The 17,180-nt window shown below is 42.6% G+C and carries 7 protein-coding genes, 3 tRNA genes and 3 rRNA genes; 4 read left to right on the plus strand and 9 right to left on the minus strand.

The window, feature by feature from the left end:
- Nucleotides 1-83 precede the first annotated feature (83 nt).
- From aceE to lpdA, 3 genes are read left to right on the plus strand one after another with little or no spacing between them, the layout of a single operon-like run.
- Nucleotides 84-2,738 (plus strand): pyruvate dehydrogenase (acetyl-transferring), homodimeric type, encoded by a 2,655-nt coding sequence (gene aceE, locus FIT63_RS04570; RefSeq protein ID WP_140006761.1) that lies wholly within the window; start codon nucleotides 84-86, stop codon nucleotides 2,736-2,738.
- Nucleotides 2,739-2,740: 2 nt separating this feature from the next.
- On the plus strand, nucleotides 2,741-4,060 hold the full coding sequence (gene aceF, locus FIT63_RS04575; RefSeq protein WP_140006762.1) for a dihydrolipoyllysine-residue acetyltransferase: 1,320 nt from the start codon (nucleotides 2,741-2,743) through the stop codon (nucleotides 4,058-4,060).
- A gap of 6 nt (nucleotides 4,061-4,066) precedes the next feature.
- Nucleotides 4,067-5,848, plus strand: a complete 1,782-nt coding sequence (gene lpdA, locus FIT63_RS04580) for a dihydrolipoyl dehydrogenase (protein WP_140006763.1) — start codon at nucleotides 4,067-4,069, stop codon at nucleotides 5,846-5,848.
- Nucleotides 5,849-5,856: 8 nt separating this feature from the next.
- On the opposite strand, the gene FIT63_RS04585 is transcribed toward lpdA, so the two are convergent.
- Both FIT63_RS04585 and FIT63_RS04590 read right to left on the minus strand, forming a co-directional pair.
- Entirely contained in the window at nucleotides 5,857-6,597 is a 741-nt protein-coding gene (locus tag FIT63_RS04585; RefSeq protein WP_140006764.1) for a type III pantothenate kinase, read from the minus strand.
- 2 nt (nucleotides 6,598-6,599) lie between these two features.
- Nucleotides 6,600-7,592 (minus strand): biotin--[acetyl-CoA-carboxylase] ligase, encoded by a 993-nt coding sequence (locus tag FIT63_RS04590; RefSeq protein ID WP_140006765.1) that lies wholly within the window; start codon nucleotides 7,590-7,592, stop codon nucleotides 6,600-6,602.
- 117 nt (nucleotides 7,593-7,709) lie between these two features.
- Between FIT63_RS04590 and FIT63_RS04595 the strand changes: the two genes are divergently transcribed.
- Nucleotides 7,710-9,479: a glutamine--tRNA ligase/YqeY domain fusion protein gene (locus FIT63_RS04595; RefSeq protein ID WP_140006766.1), complete on the plus strand. Its 1,770-nt coding sequence runs from the start codon at nucleotides 7,710-7,712 to the stop codon at nucleotides 9,477-9,479.
- Between the two features lie 74 nt (nucleotides 9,480-9,553).
- Here FIT63_RS04595 and rrf read toward each other — a convergent pair.
- The 7 genes from rrf to htpG form a co-directional block, all read right to left on the minus strand.
- Nucleotides 9,554-9,667: ribosomal RNA gene (gene rrf, locus FIT63_RS04600) — 5S ribosomal RNA — on the minus strand.
- A 140-nt stretch (nucleotides 9,668-9,807) separates the two neighbouring features.
- Nucleotides 9,808-12,688, minus strand: a 23S ribosomal RNA gene (locus FIT63_RS04605).
- A 317-nt stretch (nucleotides 12,689-13,005) separates the two neighbouring features.
- A tRNA-Ala gene (locus FIT63_RS04610) sits at nucleotides 13,006-13,081 on the minus strand.
- A gap of 25 nt (nucleotides 13,082-13,106) precedes the next feature.
- Nucleotides 13,107-13,183, minus strand: a tRNA-Ile gene (locus tag FIT63_RS04615).
- 81 nt (nucleotides 13,184-13,264) lie between these two features.
- A 16S ribosomal RNA gene (locus FIT63_RS04620) occupies nucleotides 13,265-14,806 on the minus strand.
- The 16S, 23S and 5S rRNA genes sit together here with 3 tRNA genes alongside, the layout of an rRNA operon.
- A 264-nt stretch (nucleotides 14,807-15,070) precedes the next feature.
- A tRNA-Met gene (locus FIT63_RS04625) sits at nucleotides 15,071-15,147 on the minus strand.
- A gap of 86 nt (nucleotides 15,148-15,233) precedes the next feature.
- Nucleotides 15,234-17,123 (minus strand): molecular chaperone HtpG, encoded by a 1,890-nt coding sequence (htpG, locus tag FIT63_RS04630; RefSeq protein ID WP_140006767.1) that lies wholly within the window; start codon nucleotides 17,121-17,123, stop codon nucleotides 15,234-15,236.
- Nucleotides 17,124-17,180 lie beyond the last annotated feature (57 nt).

The following is a 17,180-nucleotide window of genomic DNA, read 5'->3' on the forward strand; positions in this document are numbered from 1 at the left end:
GGAAACCCCTTTAGGCGCTAGGTAAACACAGTTCTTATTATACCGTTAGCGTCCTCATAAAAATTCTGGAGTTATATTAAAACATGGCATCTATACCCGACATCGACAATCAAGAAACGCAAGAGTGGCTTGACGCCCTCAATGCCGTCATTGAAACAGAAGGTGTAGAGCGCGCTCATTTCTTAATTGAATCCATGATTGATCAGGCACGAAGATCAGGGGCTAATTTACCTTACAAGGCAACCACCGCTTACGTCAATACAATACCTACGCACTTGCAACAACGTCATCCAGGTAACCCCGATATGGAGCGTCGCATTCGAGCCCTCATCAGATGGAATGCCATCATGACGGTATTACGTGCAAATGAAAAATCACCTGGTGTGGGTGGTCATATTGCAAGTTTCCAATCAGCGGCGACTTTATATGATGTCGGCTTCAACCATTTCTTTAGGGCGGCTAATGATAAATTTCAAGGGGATCTTGTGTATTTTCAAGGTCACTCTTCTCCTGGTGTTTATGCGAGAGCGTTTCTAGAAGGCCGTATCAGCGAAGATCAATTAACTAATTTCCGTATGGAAACTGGCGGTAAGGGATTATCAAGCTACCCTCATCCATGGCTCATGCCTGACTTCTGGCAGTTCCCAACGGTATCGATGGGATTAGGTCCTATCATGGGGATTTACCAAGCACGTTTTCTAAAATATTTACATGATCGCGGTATTGCAGATACCTCAGACCGTAAAGTCTGGGTTTTCTGTGGTGACGGTGAAATGGATGAGCCTGAATCGCTCGGTGCTATTTCATTAGCGTCTCGCGAAAAACTCGATAACCTTATTTTTGTGGTCAACTGTAACTTACAGCGTCTTGATGGCCCTGTGCGTGGCAACGGTAAAATTATTCAAGAACTTGAATCTGATTTTAGAGGCTCTGGTTGGAATGTCATTAAAGTGATTTGGGGTTCTTACTGGGATCCGTTAATTGCGATGGACAAAACGGGCTTACTCAAAAAACGCATGGAAGAATGTGTAGACGGTGAATATCAAAACTTTAAAGCTAAAGGTGGTGCTTACACACGCGAACATTTCTTTGGTAAATATCCAGAACTCAAAGAGATGGTGGCTGCCATGTCAGATCAAGATATCTGGCGCTTAAATCGTGGCGGGCATGATCCTCATAAAGTTTTCGCCGCATACGCTGCAGCAACATCTCACAAAGGCCAGCCTTCTGTCATCTTAGCTAAAACCGTGAAAGGTTATGGCATGGGAGATGCGGGCGAAGGACAAAACATTACCCATCAACAAAAGAGCATGGATATTGATTCGTTAAAAGCTTTCCGTGATCGTTTTGATTTACAAATTACAAATGAAGAAGTTGAGAAGTTGTCTTTCCATAAACCTGCGCCTGATTCGCCTGAAATTAAATACATGATGGAAAGACGTGAAGCGCTCGGTGGATTTGTGCCCCAGCGTAAACGTAAAGGTAACTCTCTTAAAACACCACCCCTATCCGCTTTCGAAAATATGCTCTCAGCGACAGGTGAACGAGAAATTTCAACGACGATGGCGTTTGTGAGAATTTTATCTACGCTTGTGCGCGATAAAGAACTCGGTAAATACATAGTACCTATCGTCCCTGACGAAGCGCGTACTTTTGGCATGGAAGGTATGTTTAGACAGCTTGGTATTTATTCGTCCGTCGGTCAATTATACGAACCACAAGATTCAGATCAAGTGATGTTTTATAAAGAACAGACAGACGGTCAAATTCTAGAAGAAGGTATTAATGAAGCAGGCTCATTCTCGTCCTGGGTAGCAGCAGCGACTTCATATACCGTCAACGGCATTCAAATGATACCGTTTTATATTTTCTATTCCATGTTTGGTTTCCAACGCATTGGGGACCTTGCATGGGCAGCTGGTGACTCACGTGCGCGAGGATTCTTGCTGGGTGCCACCGCGGGGAGAACCACATTGAATGGTGAAGGTTTGCAACATGAAGATGGTCATAGCCAATTGATGGCAGCCATGATTCCTAATTGCGTGTCATACGACCCTACTTTTGCATACGAACTTGCAGTGATTATGCAAGATGGTTTAAAACGCATGATTGAAAATCAGGAAGATGTTTTCTATTACATCACCGTCATGAATGAAAATTATAGTCATCCTGAAATGCCTAAAGGAATTGAAGCAGATATCATCAAGGGTATGTACCCATTCTCAACTTCAAAAAGCAAAGGTGAAAAAGTACAACTCATGGGCAGTGGCGTGATTTTACGTGAAGTCATTGAAGCGCAAAAAATATTAGAAAGTGATTATGGTGTGTCAGCCGACGTTTGGAGTGTGACAAGTTTCAACGAACTTCGTAAAGATGCATTAGAAGCAGATCGTTGGAATCGTATGAATCCAGATAAAACACAAAAAGAATCACACGTAGTAAAACTGCTTAAAAAAGCAGAAGGTCCTATCATTGCATCGACCGACTATATGAAATCATTCGCAGAGCAAATCGCTGTCTTCTTGCCTCATAAATTCGTGGCCCTCGGTACCGATGGCTTTGGACGCTCTGACTCAAGAGAAAAATTACGGCACTTCTTTGAAGTGGATCGTCATTATGTGGTGGTGGCAGCGCTCAAAGCATTAAGTGATGAAGGCAAGATTAAATCATCTGTCGTGACTGATGCCATTAAGAAATTTAAACTTGATCCTAATAAACCTAATCCAGTGACTCAGTAATTATGGCTATTGAAAAAATACTCGTTCCCGATATTGGTAACTTTGATAGCGTAGATGTCATTGAAGTCATTGCTAAGATAGGCGATACCATCAAAAAAGATGATCCACTTATCACTTTAGAAACTGATAAAGCATCTATGGATATTCCGGCACCTCATGCAGGTACCGTTAAAGAAATTCTTTTAAAAGTAGGCGATAAAATTAAACAAGGCTCGCCTATTTTAATGCTTGACGTCACAGCATCTGAGAAAAAATCAGAAGTTAAGGAAGAAATAAAAGAAACTAAAAAAGAAGAGACGCCTAAAGCTGTCATTCCTGAACCTTCCCGTCCAGCGCCTGAACCACCACAAAAAATTAAGCCACAACAAACGCCAGCCCCTATTGGTGACTCGGTTGCTCTTGCTCCCAATAAAAAATCACATGCGAGTCCATCGGTCAGAAAATTTGCACGAGAGCTTGGTGTTAATTTAGCGTTTGTAGAAGGCTCAGGCCCTAAGCATCGCATTCTAGAATCGGATGTACAAAGTTATGTGAAGGGAGAGTTGGCCAGACCTCGTTCAGATAACATGGGCAATGCACCGACCGTCATGCCTATGCCTATCATTGACTTTAGTCAGTATGGTGAGATTGAAACGAAGCCACTTTCTAAAATTAAAAAATTGTCAGGGGCAAATCTTCATCGCAATTGGGTCACCGCTCCCCACGTGACGCAATTTGATGAAGCGGATATTACCGATCTCGAAGCTTTTAGAAAATCCATGCAAGTGGATGCTGAGAAAAAGGGTGTCAAACTAACACTCCTCGCTTTCCTTATGAAGGCCTGCGTCAATGCACTTAAAACTTACCCTAATTTTAATGCGTCACTTTCAGCAGATGGCGATCAACTTATTTATAAGAGTTATTACAACATCGGTTTCGCGTGTGACACACCCGATGGATTAGTAGTACCTGTGGTGCGTGATGTTCACCAAAAAGATGTACTCGCCATTGCCAAAGATCTGGGTGAGCTTTCTGCTAAAGCCCGGGAGCGCAAACTTAAACTAGAAGAAATGCAAGGTGGATGCTTTACGATTTCAAGCTTAGGCGGGATTGGTGGCACAAAATTTACACCAATTATTAATTGCCCTGAAGTAGCAATCCTAGGCATATCTAGATCATCCATGGAACCTATTTACGATCCTAAAACAAAAACATTTGAAGCAAGACTTATTCTGCCGCTTTCCTTATCCTACGATCACCGCGTCATTGATGGGGCAGATGGTGCACGTTTCACCAGCCACTTACGCATGATGCTATCTGACGTTCGTCGATTGCTTCTTTAATACTATATGGCAAATACTTTTCAAATTACGGTACCCGATATCGGTAACTTCGATAGCGTTGAAGTCATCGAAGTGATTGTCAAAATTGGTGACATGATCAAGAAGGAGGATTCACTCATCACGGTTGAATCCGATAAAGCGTCCATGGATATTCCTTCCACACACGAAGGAAAAGTGACAAAGATTGATTTAAAAGTAGGCGATAAAGTTAAACAAGGATCTAATATTCTTGAAATTGAATTAAGTGAGTCTAACGACAAGCCTCAAAAAGCTGAAACTAAAACAGAAGCTAAAGCTGAAGCAAAGCCAGAAATAAAAAAAGAAATACCTTCAGAAGCGTCTATACAGAGCAGCACTAATAAATCAAATATTACATCGACACATGAAACTGAACTTGTTGTTTTGGGTTCAGGCCCAGGCGGTTATACAGCTGCATTCCGTGCCGCAGATTTAGGTAAAAAAGTTGTGCTGATCGAAAGATACTCAACCTTAGGTGGGGTATGTCTTAATGTCGGCTGCATTCCATCGAAAGCACTCTTACATACAGCTAAAGTTATTACTGATGCCGAAGAAACAGCGGCCCACGGTGTCACTTTTGGTGAGCCCAATATTGATTTAGAAAAAATTCGCAACTGGAAAGCCCATGATGTTGTAGGTAAATTGACACAAGGCTTGAGCGCTATGGCTAAACAAAGACAAGTCACTGTGATTCAAGGTGTGGGTGAATTTACAACACCGCATCAAATTAAAGTGACAAAAGCTGATGGTCAAATTGAGACAGTAGGTTTTGAGCAGTGCATTATTGCTGCTGGCTCACAATCCACAAAATTTCCTGGCATACAAGATGATCCACGCATTATGGATTCAACTGGCGCCCTAGAACTTAAAGATATACCAAAACGTTTACTCATTGTTGGCGGTGGCATTATTGGTTTAGAGATGGGTACCGTTTACGATGCATTAGGCAGTCACGTGAGTGTCGTTGAATTATCAAACGGACTCATGCAAGGATGTGATCGTGATTTAGTCCGCCCATTACAAAAACGTATGGAGCAACGTTTCGAAAAAATTATGCTAAATACTAAAGTCAACACCATCGAACCTAAAGTAGATGGCATTCATGTCAATTTTGAATTTGAAGGCAAATTAGAGTCACAAGTATATGACCGTGTCCTGATTGCAATCGGTCGACGTCCAAATGGTAAAGTAATTAAGGCAGAACTCGCTGGAGTTAATGTCACTGACCAAGGATTTATTCCGGCAAATAAACAAATGTGTACCAATGTATCCCACATCTTTGCGATTGGTGATATTGTAGGTCAGCCGATGTTAGCCCATAAAGCAACACACGAAGGTAAAGTCGCAGCTGAAGTGATTGCTGGACACAAAGTTGAATTCCAAGCAATCGCTATTCCATACGTTGCCTATACGGATCCTGAAGTGGCATGGGCAGGGATGACGGAGACGGAAGCGAAGCTAAAAAATATTGAAATTGAAAAGGCAAGCTTCCCCTGGGCTGCAAGTGGTCGAGCGCTTGCTATGAATCGCTCAGAAGGTACAACGAAACTTATTTTTGATAAAGAAACCCATCGATTAATTGGTGCTGGCATTACAGGGATTGGTGCAGGGGAACTTATTGCTGAGACAGTTTTGGCAATTGAAATGGGTGCAGATGCACACGATCTTGGTTTAACGATTCATCCCCATCCAACATTATCTGAAACCGTTTGTTTTGCAGCAGAAGTTAAAGAAGGTACGATCACCGATCTTTATATTAAAAAACGCTAAACCGTTTTTTAGCTCTTCGCTAAAACAAAAAGACCTTCTAGTACTAAATCTTTTTTGATTGAAACATACTTTCTTAAACTTTCACCCATATGCTCGTAAATAATCTCAGCATCACCCCCACTCAAAATAATGACAACATCTTTTGATTGGTTCGATGCAATCTCAAAAAAAGATTTGATATTGCCAAGAACACTCAAAATAAATCCAGACTCAATCGCATTTGCTGTATTAATTGGTGGCATTTGAAATACACCCTCGCCATTTTTTAAATCCGCAGTGTCATTGGATAAAGTATTTTTTGTGAGATGAAGTCCTGGCAAAATGACTCCACCTTCGAATGTATGTTGGTTATTTTTATGATCATAACTCACATAATCAATCGTCACAGCAGTGCCTAATGAAGCAACCACTGCAGCTTTCTTAATATCATGCGATACACTTAATGCTGATAGCCATCGATCTGTACCTAGCTTTGTAGCGTCCTGGTAATCATTTAAGAGATATTTGTAAGTTTTATGTGGCTTAATAAATTCAATCGGACAAGAAAACTTTTTAAGTTTAATTTTTAAAATAGCTTCTTTCTCAAAGCCTGCGACGTTTGAAATAAGTATTTTTTTGATCTTTTCATCAAATTCAAAATGATCTTGATCAATATCTTCTGTAAAAAAAATGTCTTGTTTATAAATGCTCTTATCATCACGAAGCATCCATTTTGTTTTGGTATTGCCTATATCAATGAGTAGAAACATATTTATGCTTTTCTTAATGTAATTTCACCGGATGAGAATGTTTCAATACCGTTCGATGGCGTTTCAATCATCAACGCTCCATCCTGAGTGACACCTTGGGCTAAACCTGTCACGGATCTCCCGTCACCTAAAGACAATGTGACTGTTTGGTGCTGATACACATGATAGGTCATCCACTCTTCTTTTAACGAACTAAATTTTGAAGTATTAAACTGACCCAAAACATCTGCCAAATCCTTTAAGATTTGTCCTAATAGTTCATTCGGGTTAATTTCTTCAACGCTCACACTTGTGAGATCTGTCGCTGGCTGATCAATATGACTCAAGCTTTTTTTGGAGAGTTTTAAATTGATACCAATGCCTATGACAGCACTGCTCTGCCCTTCCATATCGCCTTGAAGCTCAATGAGAATACCAGCTAATTTTTTATATTGGTTTTGATCTTGAATCAACACATCATTAGGCCATTTTAATTGGGCACCTATCACACCGAATCGATGAAAGCTTCTTATAAGAGCAATTCCAACGGCTAAACTCAATCCTGAAAGTGTCGAAGCACCACCATTAAATCGCCATAGAAGTGAAAAAGTTAAACTTTCCCCTAAAGCAGATTGCCAACTTCTACCTCGACGACCTCGGCCCTTTGTTTGAATATGCGTTGCAGCCACAGACGCATGCGGGTGATCTGATGAAGCTTTTTCCATAAGATAACTATTAGTAGACTCCATCACATCAAATATTTCTACATTAAACCAGTGATGAATTTCACCCATGACTTGTTGGATAGAAGATTTTTTTAAAAGCGTAATGGGTTGAATTAATTTGTATCCACGGCCGCGCACAGAATAAATCTCCACACCGAACTCTTCCGCTTTTTTAATTGCATTCCAAATCGAAACACGTGAGATATCGAAAGTTTTAGCAATAGATTCTCCCGAATGAAATTTACCATCGGAGAGCACATCTAAGACTTTAAAAACGAGGCTTTGCTGCATAAAAATCGTATGAAATAAAAACTTGATCTTATCATACGAGTCAATGTTTTAGCTTTAAGATCAATGGATTGAGGAGAATTAAGCCATCATTTCAGTGTAGAATATTGCCTATATATTATGTCAGATAACAAAACTACATCTCAAGCACCTTCTAATTTTATTCGCGGCGTGATCGAGCGCGACTTAACTAACAAAAGTTTTGAAGGTAAAACCTGGACAGGATCTCCAGGAGATGCCACTCATCATGCAAAAGCACCTATTGATGCGGCCAAAATTCGCACACGATTTCCGCCTGAACCTAACGGCTATCTTCATATAGGACATGCTAAAAGTATTTTCTTAAACTTTGGTTTAGCCAAAGATTACGATGGCATTTGTCATTTACGTTTTGATGACACCAATCCTGAAAAAGAAAATCAGGAATATGTAGATAGCATTAAAAATAATGTGTCTTGGCTAGGTTTTTCATGGGAACAAAATAAAACATCGCACCTTTATTTTGCAAGTCATTATTTTGACTTTATGTATCAAGCCGCGGAATCTCTTATTCAGTCAGGTCATGCCTATGTTGATAAACAAACACCAGATGAGATTCGTATACATCGCGGGTCGCTTACTGAGCCTGGTAAAAATTCTCCATGGCGTGATAAACCAACAGAAGTACATCTCGCATGGTTCAGAGAAATGCGTGATGGCAAACACCCTGATGGATCCATGATATTAAGAGCCAAAATTGATATGGCATCTCCTAATATTAATTTACGCGATCCAGCAATCTATCGAATTAAACGCGCGCATCATCACAATACAGGAGACACTTGGTGCATTTATCCTATGTATACTTTTGCACACCCCATTGAAGATGCGTTAGAAAAAATCACACACTCTATTTGTACTTTGGAATTTGAAGATCAACGTCCTTTTTATGATTGGATTTTAGATCGTCTCATTGACAATGGTTTATTATCCAAACCGCAACCACGTCAATATGAGTTTGCAAGACTTAATCTCACATACGCAGTCTTATCAAAAAGAAAACTCATTGAGTTAGTTGAAGGTAAACATGTAACTGGTTGGGATGATCCAAGATTGCCTACGCTTGAAGGTTCCCGTCGACGCGGCTATACACCTGAAGGATTTAAACTTTTTACAGATCGCATTGGTGTATCTAAAGCGGATTCCTGGATTGATTACGCAACACTCGAAGAATCCATGCGAGAAGTTTTAAATGTGTCATGCGAAAGGCGCATCGCAGTGCTTGATCCCATTGAGCTTGAAATTACAAATTATCCAGACAATAAGGAGGAAGATTGCTTTGCACCTAATCATCCGCTCAAACCAGAATTAGAAAAGCGTATTGTTAAATTGTCTAAATTCCTTTGGATTGAACGCGAAGATTTTATGGAAGAGCCTTCAAAACAATTCTTCAGATTGTATCCAGGCAATATCGTCAGATTAAGATACGGCTATGTCGTAAAATGCACATCTTTTGAAAAAGATTCGAGCGGCAAAGTTAAAAAAGTTTTATGTGAATACTTACCTGACACTAAATCAGGCACACCTGGAAGTGACAGCGTGAAAGTCAAAGGTAATATTCATTGGGTTTCTAAAGCACATAGCTATCGAGGCACAGTTCGTTTGTACGACAAACTTTTTTCAGCCGAACATCCAGGCAGTCATGATACAAATTATCTAGAACAACTAAATCCAAATTCATGCACAGTCATCGAAGCGGAGTTAGAAAAAAGTTTAGAGGCTATTCAACCGGGTGATCAATTTCAATTTGAACGTCATGGTTACTTTATTGCAGACGTAAAAGATTCAAAACCCAATCAACCAATTTTCAATCGCACTGCGACGCTTAAAGACACCTCACAAAAAATATAGTTTTCAATTTAAAAGTTACAGACAATAAAAAACCCTAAGCTCAATTATGAGGTTAGGGTTTTTTAATATAAGAAGCTTGGCAGTGACCTACTTTCGCATGCAAAAAGCATACTATCATTGGCGATAAGTCGTTTCACTGTCCTGTTCGGGATGGGAAGGAGTGGTTCCAACTCTCTATGTCCGCCAAGCAAACTGGTTGAGATAATGATCAAAGATCAATGTCTCGAATTCGGACAAAATTTGAAGAAGTAAAGTTATTGTGTTTCTTGATTACAATGTCAGCTTTAAAAAAATCATATACCTTAAAAAGAACAAGTCTTAAGGTTATAGGATCAAGCCTCACGAGCAATTAGTATCAGTTAGCTTAACGTATTACTACGCTTCCACACCTGACCTATCAACGTCCTGGTCTTGAACGACTCTTTAGTGTGCTTAAAGCACAGGGAAGTATCATCTCGAGGCGAGTTTCGCGCTTAGATGCTTTCAGCGCTTATCTCTTCCAGATTTAGCTACCCGGCTATGCCATTGGCATGACAACCGGTCCACCAGAGATCTGTCCACTCCGGTCCTCTCGTACTAGGAGCAGCCCCCCTCAAACTTCCAACGCCCACGGCAGATAGGGACCAAACTGTCTCACGACGTTTTAAACCCAGCTCACGTACCACTTTAAATGGCGAACAGCCATACCCTTGGGACCGGCTACAGCCCCAGGATGTGATGAGCCGACATCGAGGTGCCAAACTCCCCCGTCGATATGAACTCTTGGGAGGAATCAGCCTGTTATCCCCAGAGTACCTTTTATCCGTTGAGCGATGGCCCTTCCATACAGAACCACCGGATCACTATGACCTGCTTTCGCACCTGCTCGACCTGTCCGTCTCGCAGTCAAGCAACCTTATGCCATTGCACTATCAGTACGATTTCCGACCGTACCTAGGTTACCTTCGCACTCCTCCGTTACTCTTTGGGAGGAGACCGCCCCAGTCAAACTGCCCACCATACACGGTCCCCAACCCCGTTTCGGGGTCTAGGTTAGAACCTCAACAACATCAGGGTGGTATTTCAAGGTTGGCTCCACATGATCTAGCGACCACGCTTCAATGCCTCCCACCTATCCTACACAGATCTTGTCAAAGTCCAATGTAAAGCTACAGTAAAGGTTCATGGGGTCTTTCCGTCTAGCCGCGGGTAGATTGCATCTTCACAAACATTTCAACTTCGCTGAGTCCCAAGAGGAGACAGTGTGGCCATCGTTACGCCATTCGTGCGGGTCGGAACTTACCCGACAAGGAATTTCGCTACCTTAGGACCGTTATAGTTACGGCCGCCGTTTACCGGGGCTTCAATCAAGAGCTTGCACCCCATCATTTAACCTTCCGGCACCGGGCAGGCGTCACACCGTATACGTCCACTTTCGTGTTTGCACAGTGCTGTGTTTTTATTAAACAGTCGCAGCCACCTTTTCACTGCAACCCCATCGGCCTTCGCAAGTAAATTGCTACAACCTACCGGGGCGCACCTTCTCCCGAAGTTACGGTGCTAGTTTGCCGAGTTCCTTCTCCTGGGTTCTCTCAAGCGCCTTAGAATTCTCATCCTGCCCACCTGTGTCGGTTTGCGGTACGGTCTCAACTTAACTGAAGCTTAGTGGCTTTTCTTGGAAGCATGGTATCAGTCACTTCGTGAGCAAGCTCACTCGTTATCACGCCTTGACATTGACTCTCCGGATTTGCCTAAAGAATCTGTCTACACGCTTGAACCGGGACATCCAACACCCGGCTGACTTAACCTTCTCCGTCCCCACATCGCATTAAATTGAGGTACAGGAATATTAACCTGTTTCCCATCGACTACGCATTTCTGCCTCGCCTTAGGGGCCGACTCACCCTGCACCGATGAACGTTGTGCAGGAAACCTTGGGCTTTCGGCGAGGGTGCTTTTCACACCCTTTATCGCTACTCATGTCAGCATTCGCACTTCTGATACCTCCAGCATCCTTCACAAGACACCTTCGCAGGCTTACAGAACGCTCTCCTACCGTGCATATAAATATGCACCCGAAGCTTCGGTTACGTGCTTAGCCCCGTTACATCTTCCGCGCAGGACGACTCGACTAGTGAGCTATTACGCTTTCTTTAAAGGATGGCTGCTTCTAAGCCAACCTCCTAGCTGTCTATGCCTTCCCACTTCGTTTTCCACTTAGCACGTCATTTGGGACCTTAGCTGTCGGTCTGGGTTGTTTCCCTCTTGTCCACGGACGTTAGCACCCATGGACTGTCTCCCGTAATTGCATTTCTCAGTATTCGGAGTTTGCAATAGTTTGGTAAGGTCTTATGACCCCCCTAGCTATAACAGTGCTCTACCCCCGAGAATGATATACGAGGCACTACCTAAATAGTTTTCGGAGAGAACCAGCTATCTCCAAGTTTGTTTAGCCTTTCACCCCTATCCACAGCTCATCCCCAAATTTTTCAACATTTGTGGGTTCGGACCTCCAGTACGTGTTACCGCACCTTCATCCTGGCCATGAATAGATCACTTGGTTTCGGGTCTACACCCAGCAACTGAATCGCCCTATTAGGACTCGCTTTCGCTGCGCCTCCCCTATCGGTTAAGCTTGCTACTGAATGTAAGTCGCTGACCCATTATACAAAAGGTACGCAGTCACCCTTGCGGGCTCCCACTGTTTGTATGCATACGGTTTCAGGATCTATTTCACTCCCCTTCCGGGGTTCTTTTTACCTTTCCCTCACGGTACTAGTTCACTATCGGTCGATTACGAGTATTTAGCCTTGGAGGATGGTCCCCCCATGTTCAGACAGGATTTCTCGTGTCCCGCCCTACTTGTCGTTACCCTAGTTCCACACACGGGTTTTCGTATAAGGGGCTATCACCCTCTATGGCCGGACTTTCCATTCCGTTCTACTAACACATGTGCTAAAAATAACAGGCTGCTCCGATTTCGCTCGCCACTACTATCGGAATCTCGGTTGATTTCTTTTCCTCGAGTTACTTAGATGTTTCAGTTCACTCGGTTCGCCTCTTGTCTCCTATGTATTCAGAGACAGATACCCTTGCGGGTGGGTTTCCCCATTCGGACACTTCCGGATCAAAGCTTGTTTGCCAGCTCCCCGAAAATTTTCGTAGACTACCACGTCCTTCATCGCCTGTAATCGCCTAGGCATCCGCCATATGCACTTATTCACTTGACCCTATAACATTAAAACCTGAGCCCTTTTAAACTCAAATTTTGGTGACGCATGAGACGTCTTGTTATAAGTTTTTCTAAAGCAACTTAAGACCCATATTCACATCCTTATAAAAAGCTACATATATAAGGTATAAACAAAGTCATATGTTGTTTCTGATTTTGCAATCAATTACCCATTTGAATTTATCTGCTCATCACAAGTCAGATAAATTCACTTTACTTCTTCCATTTTGTTAAAGAACATACTTAGCAATAAAGCTAAGCGTTAAAGATTGTGAATCACAACCCTTAAGGCTTGTCTTTAAGTTATCAAAGAATTGGTGGAGGATGACGGGATCGAACCGACGACCCCCTGCTTGCAAAGCAGGTGCTCTCCCAGCTGAGCTAATCCCCCATGTTTCGGAAAAAAAGATTAAATCTGGTGGGTCTGGTTGGGCTCGAACCAACGACCCCCGCCTTATCAAGACGGTGCTCTAACCAGCTGAGCTACAGACCCCTATAAAACGGGCCAATGATTCTTCGATAATGCCTAACAACTGATAAGTGTGAATGCTTGATAGCTCAAGACGTTCTCTAGAAAGGAGGTGATCCAGCCGCACCTTCCGATACGGCTACCTTGTTACGACTTCACCCCAGTCATGAATCCTACCGTGGTAATCGTCTTCCTTGCGGTTAGACTAACTACTTCTGGTAAAACCCACTCCCATGGTGTGACGGGCGGTGTGTACAAGGCCCGGGAACGTATTCACCGCGACATGCTGATCCGCGATTACTAGCGATTCCGACTTCATGCAGTCGAGTTGCAGACTACAATCCGGACTACGATCGGCTTTCTGGGATTGGCTCCCCCTCGCGGGTTGGCAACCCTCTGTACCGACCATTGTATTACGTGTGAAGCCCTGGCCATAAGGGCCATGAGGACTTGACGTCATCCCCACCTTCCTCCGGTTTGTCACCGGCAGTCCCATTAAAGTGCCCAACTAAATGATGGCAATTAATGGCAAGGGTTGCGCTCGTTGCGGGACTTAACCCAACATCTCACGACACGAGCTGACGACAGCCATGCAGCACCTGTGTTACCGTTCTCTTTCGAGCACTTGAACATCTCTGCTCAATTCGGTACATGTCAAGGCCAGGTAAGGTTTTTCGCGTTGCATCGAATTAATCCACATAATCCACCGCTTGTGCGGGCCCCCGTCAATTCCTTTGAGTTTTAATCTTGCGACCGTACTCCCCAGGCGGTCAACTTCACGCGTTAGCTACGTTACTCATAGATTTTACTCTACCAACAACTAGTTGACATCGTTTAGGGCGTGGACTACCAGGGTATCTAATCCTGTTTGCTCCCCACGCTTTCGTGCATGAGCGTCAGTGTTATCCCAGGGGGCTGCCTTCGCCATTGGTATTCCTCCACATCTCTACGCATTTCACTGCTACACGTGGAATTCTACCCCCCTCTGACACACTCTAGCCTTGCAGTTTCGAACGCAGTTCCCAGGTTGAGCCCGGGGATTTCACATCCGACTTACAAAACCGCCTGCGCACGCTTTACGCCCAGTAATTCCGATTAACGCTCGCACCCTACGTATTACCGCGGCTGCTGGCACGTAGTTAGCCGGTGCTTCTTATCAAGGTACCGTCAACCTCATGATTTATTCGATCATAAGTTTTCTTCCCTTGCGAAAGAGCTTTACAACCCGAAGGCCTTCTTCACTCACGCGGAATGGCTGGATCAGGGTTGCCCCCATTGTCCAAAATTCCCCACTGCTGCCTCCCGTAGGAGTCTGGACCGTGTCTCAGTTCCAGTGTGGCTGGTCGTTCTCTCAAACCAGCTACTGATCGTCGCCTTGGTGAGCCTTTACCTCACCAACAAGCTAATCAGATATCGGCCGCTCCATTAACGCAAGGTCTTACGATCCCCTGCTTTCCCCCGTAGGGCGTATGCGGTATTAGCGAATCTTTCGACTCGTTATCCCCCATTATTGGACACGTTCCGATATATTACTCACCCGTTCGCCACTCGCCACCAGAGAGCAAGCTCTCCGTGCTGCCGTTCGACTTGCATGTGTAAAGCATTCCGCCAGCGTTCAATCTGAGCCAGGATCAAACTCTTCAGTTTAATCCAAAACTATTACTTGATCCTTCAATAAAGAAGGATCGGTATATTGCATTTGCTTTATTAAATCTCAAATTCATTGAAAAGGTTATTAGCTCATAAATGAACTAAATGTCTTGTCATAAATTTAAAAAGTGTAAAGCACTTATATTTTGAGATCCTTATGACGAGCAAAGTTTGACCTTTGTAAGCCATAAGGATTTGTCTTAAAACTATAAGCACCCACACTTATCAGTTGTCTATTTGTTAAAGAACGGTATTTGATCTTGGTTGCGGGGACAGGATTTGAACCTGTGACCTTCGGGTTATGAGCCCGACGAGCTGCCAGACTGCTCCACCCCGCGATCGATCTGCGTACATGACGCAGAGAGGTGAGACTATAGCACTGTTTTTGAAGGGCTGTCAAACATTAACAGCCCCAAACTACAGGCTATTCGACTAAGAATTGATTAATTTTCTTGACAAAAGCAACTGGGTCTTTGAGCTGGCCGCCCTCAGAAATCAAGGCTTGATCAAAAATCACTTCTGCAAAATCGTTGAAACGCCCACTATCAGAGGTATTTTCAAGCTTCTGAATTAATTTATGTGATGGATTAATTTCTAAAATCGGTTTTGTGTCCGGTGTTTTTTGGCCTGCAGCTTTGAGTAGGCGCTCTAGATTGCCTGATAAATCATTCTCTCCAGCCACTAAGCATGCTGGTGAATCTGTTAAGCGGTGCGTCACTTTTACTTCTTTAACTTTTTCACCCAATGCTTTTTGAATTTTTTCAATGAGCGATTTTGCATCTTTCTCGATTTTCTTTTTCTCTTCTTTTTCTTTTTCGTCTTCCAACTTTCCTAAGTCAAGATCACCCTTTGCAATGGATTGTAATTTCTTACTTTCAAATTCATTGAAAGTCGAAAGTAGCCATTCATCAACGCGATCACTCAGCAATAAAACTTCAATGCCCTTCTTTTTAAAAATTTCTAGGTGTGGGCTGTGCTTAGCTGCCTCATAGGAGTCAGCGGTGATGTAGTAGATGGCTTCTTGTCCGTCTTTCATGCGAGTTACATAATCTTTTAAAGACACCACTTGAGCATCTGTTTCTTCATGCGTTGAATTAAAGCGAAAAAGTTTTGCTATTTTTTCTCTATTTACAAAATCTTCACTGTGACCTTCTTTCATGACCACACCAAATTCTTTCCAGAAATTTTTATAGCCATCTGGTTTTTTCTCACTCATATCTTCTAAAAGATCGAGGACTTTTTTAGTGGAACCTGCACGAATCGCTTCAACTTCTTTACTATCTTGTAAAATTTCTCGTGAGACATTTAAAGGAAGATCGGCACTATCAATTACACCTTTAATAAAGCGTAAGTAATTAGGCATCAGTTTTTCTGATGCTTCCATGATGAAGATCCGCTTGACGTACAGCTTCACACTATGATGGCGTTCACGATCAAATAAATCGAAAGGGGCTTTAGCTGGTATATAAAGGAGTGAAATATATTCTTGCTTACCTTCAATACGATTATGTGAATAAGCAAGAGGAGGTTCTTGGTCATAAGAAAGGTTTTTATAAAACTCTTGATACTCTTCTTCCTTAATATCATTTTTATTTCGAGCCCATAATGCTGAAGCTGCATTGACTGTTTCATCTTCCTCTGTCGGCACTTCTTCGCCATCTTTCCACTCAGATTTTTTCATGACGATAGGAAGTGTGATGTGATCTGAATATTTCTTGATGATGCTCTTGAGTGTCCAGTCGCTTAAAAATTCGTCTTCGTCTTTTTTAAGATGCAAGATGATGTCAGTGCCGCGGGTATCTTTTTTAACTTCACTAATTGTGTATTCACCCTCACCTTTGGATTCCCACTGAATAGCTTCTGTGCTGCCAGCTCGTCTCGTAATTACAGTGACCAGGTCCGCAATAATGAATGAAGAATAAAAGCCCACACCAAACTGGCCAATTAAATTAGCGTCTTTAGCCTCATCGCCTGTTAAGTTATTTAAGAATTCTTTGGTGCCTGATCTTGCAATCGTTCCGATATTGCTAATGACCTCATCTCGATTCATGCCAATACCGTTATCTGAGATGGTCAAGGTGCGTGCCTTTTTATCAAAACTTAATCTAATTTTTAATTCAGAATCTTTTTCATAAAGGCTAGCGTCTTTAAGGGCTTCGAAGCGTAATTTATCTGAAGCGTCACTTGCATTTGAAATGAGCTCGCGAATCACGATCTCTTTATTACTATATAAAGAGTGAATCATGAGATGGAGTAATTGTTTAACTTCTGCTTGGAAGACTAATTTTTCAGATGCATTTTCTTTTGTTGCCATGTTCAATTACCTTTTAAAAAATATTGGGATGATCATACAATGGGGGTTGAGTCATGA

Origin of the sequence: Candidatus Methylopumilus planktonicus, assembly GCF_006364715.1 — a bacterium.
Taxonomy (GTDB): Bacteria; Pseudomonadota; Gammaproteobacteria; order Burkholderiales; family Methylophilaceae; genus Methylopumilus; species Methylopumilus planktonicus_A.

What these genes read in the sequence shown, in the direction of transcription:
- aceE (WP_140006761.1), top strand. Translation starts at nt 84, where the DNA reads ATGGCATCTATACCCGACATCGACAATCAAGAAACGCAAGAGTGGCTT.
- aceF (WP_140006762.1), top strand. Translation starts at nt 2,741, where the DNA reads ATGGCTATTGAAAAAATACTCGTTCCCGATATTGGTAACTTTGATAGC.
- lpdA (WP_140006763.1), top strand. Translation starts at nt 4,067, where the DNA reads ATGGCAAATACTTTTCAAATTACGGTACCCGATATCGGTAACTTCGAT.
- FIT63_RS04585 (WP_140006764.1), bottom strand. Translation starts at nt 6,597, where the DNA reads ATGTTTCTACTCATTGATATAGGCAATACCAAAACAAAATGGATGCTT.
- FIT63_RS04590 (WP_140006765.1), bottom strand. Translation starts at nt 7,592, where the DNA reads ATGCAGCAAAGCCTCGTTTTTAAAGTCTTAGATGTGCTCTCCGATGGT.
- FIT63_RS04595 (WP_140006766.1), top strand. Translation starts at nt 7,710, where the DNA reads ATGTCAGATAACAAAACTACATCTCAAGCACCTTCTAATTTTATTCGC.
- htpG (WP_140006767.1), bottom strand. Translation starts at nt 17,123, where the DNA reads ATGGCAACAAAAGAAAATGCATCTGAAAAATTAGTCTTCCAAGCAGAA.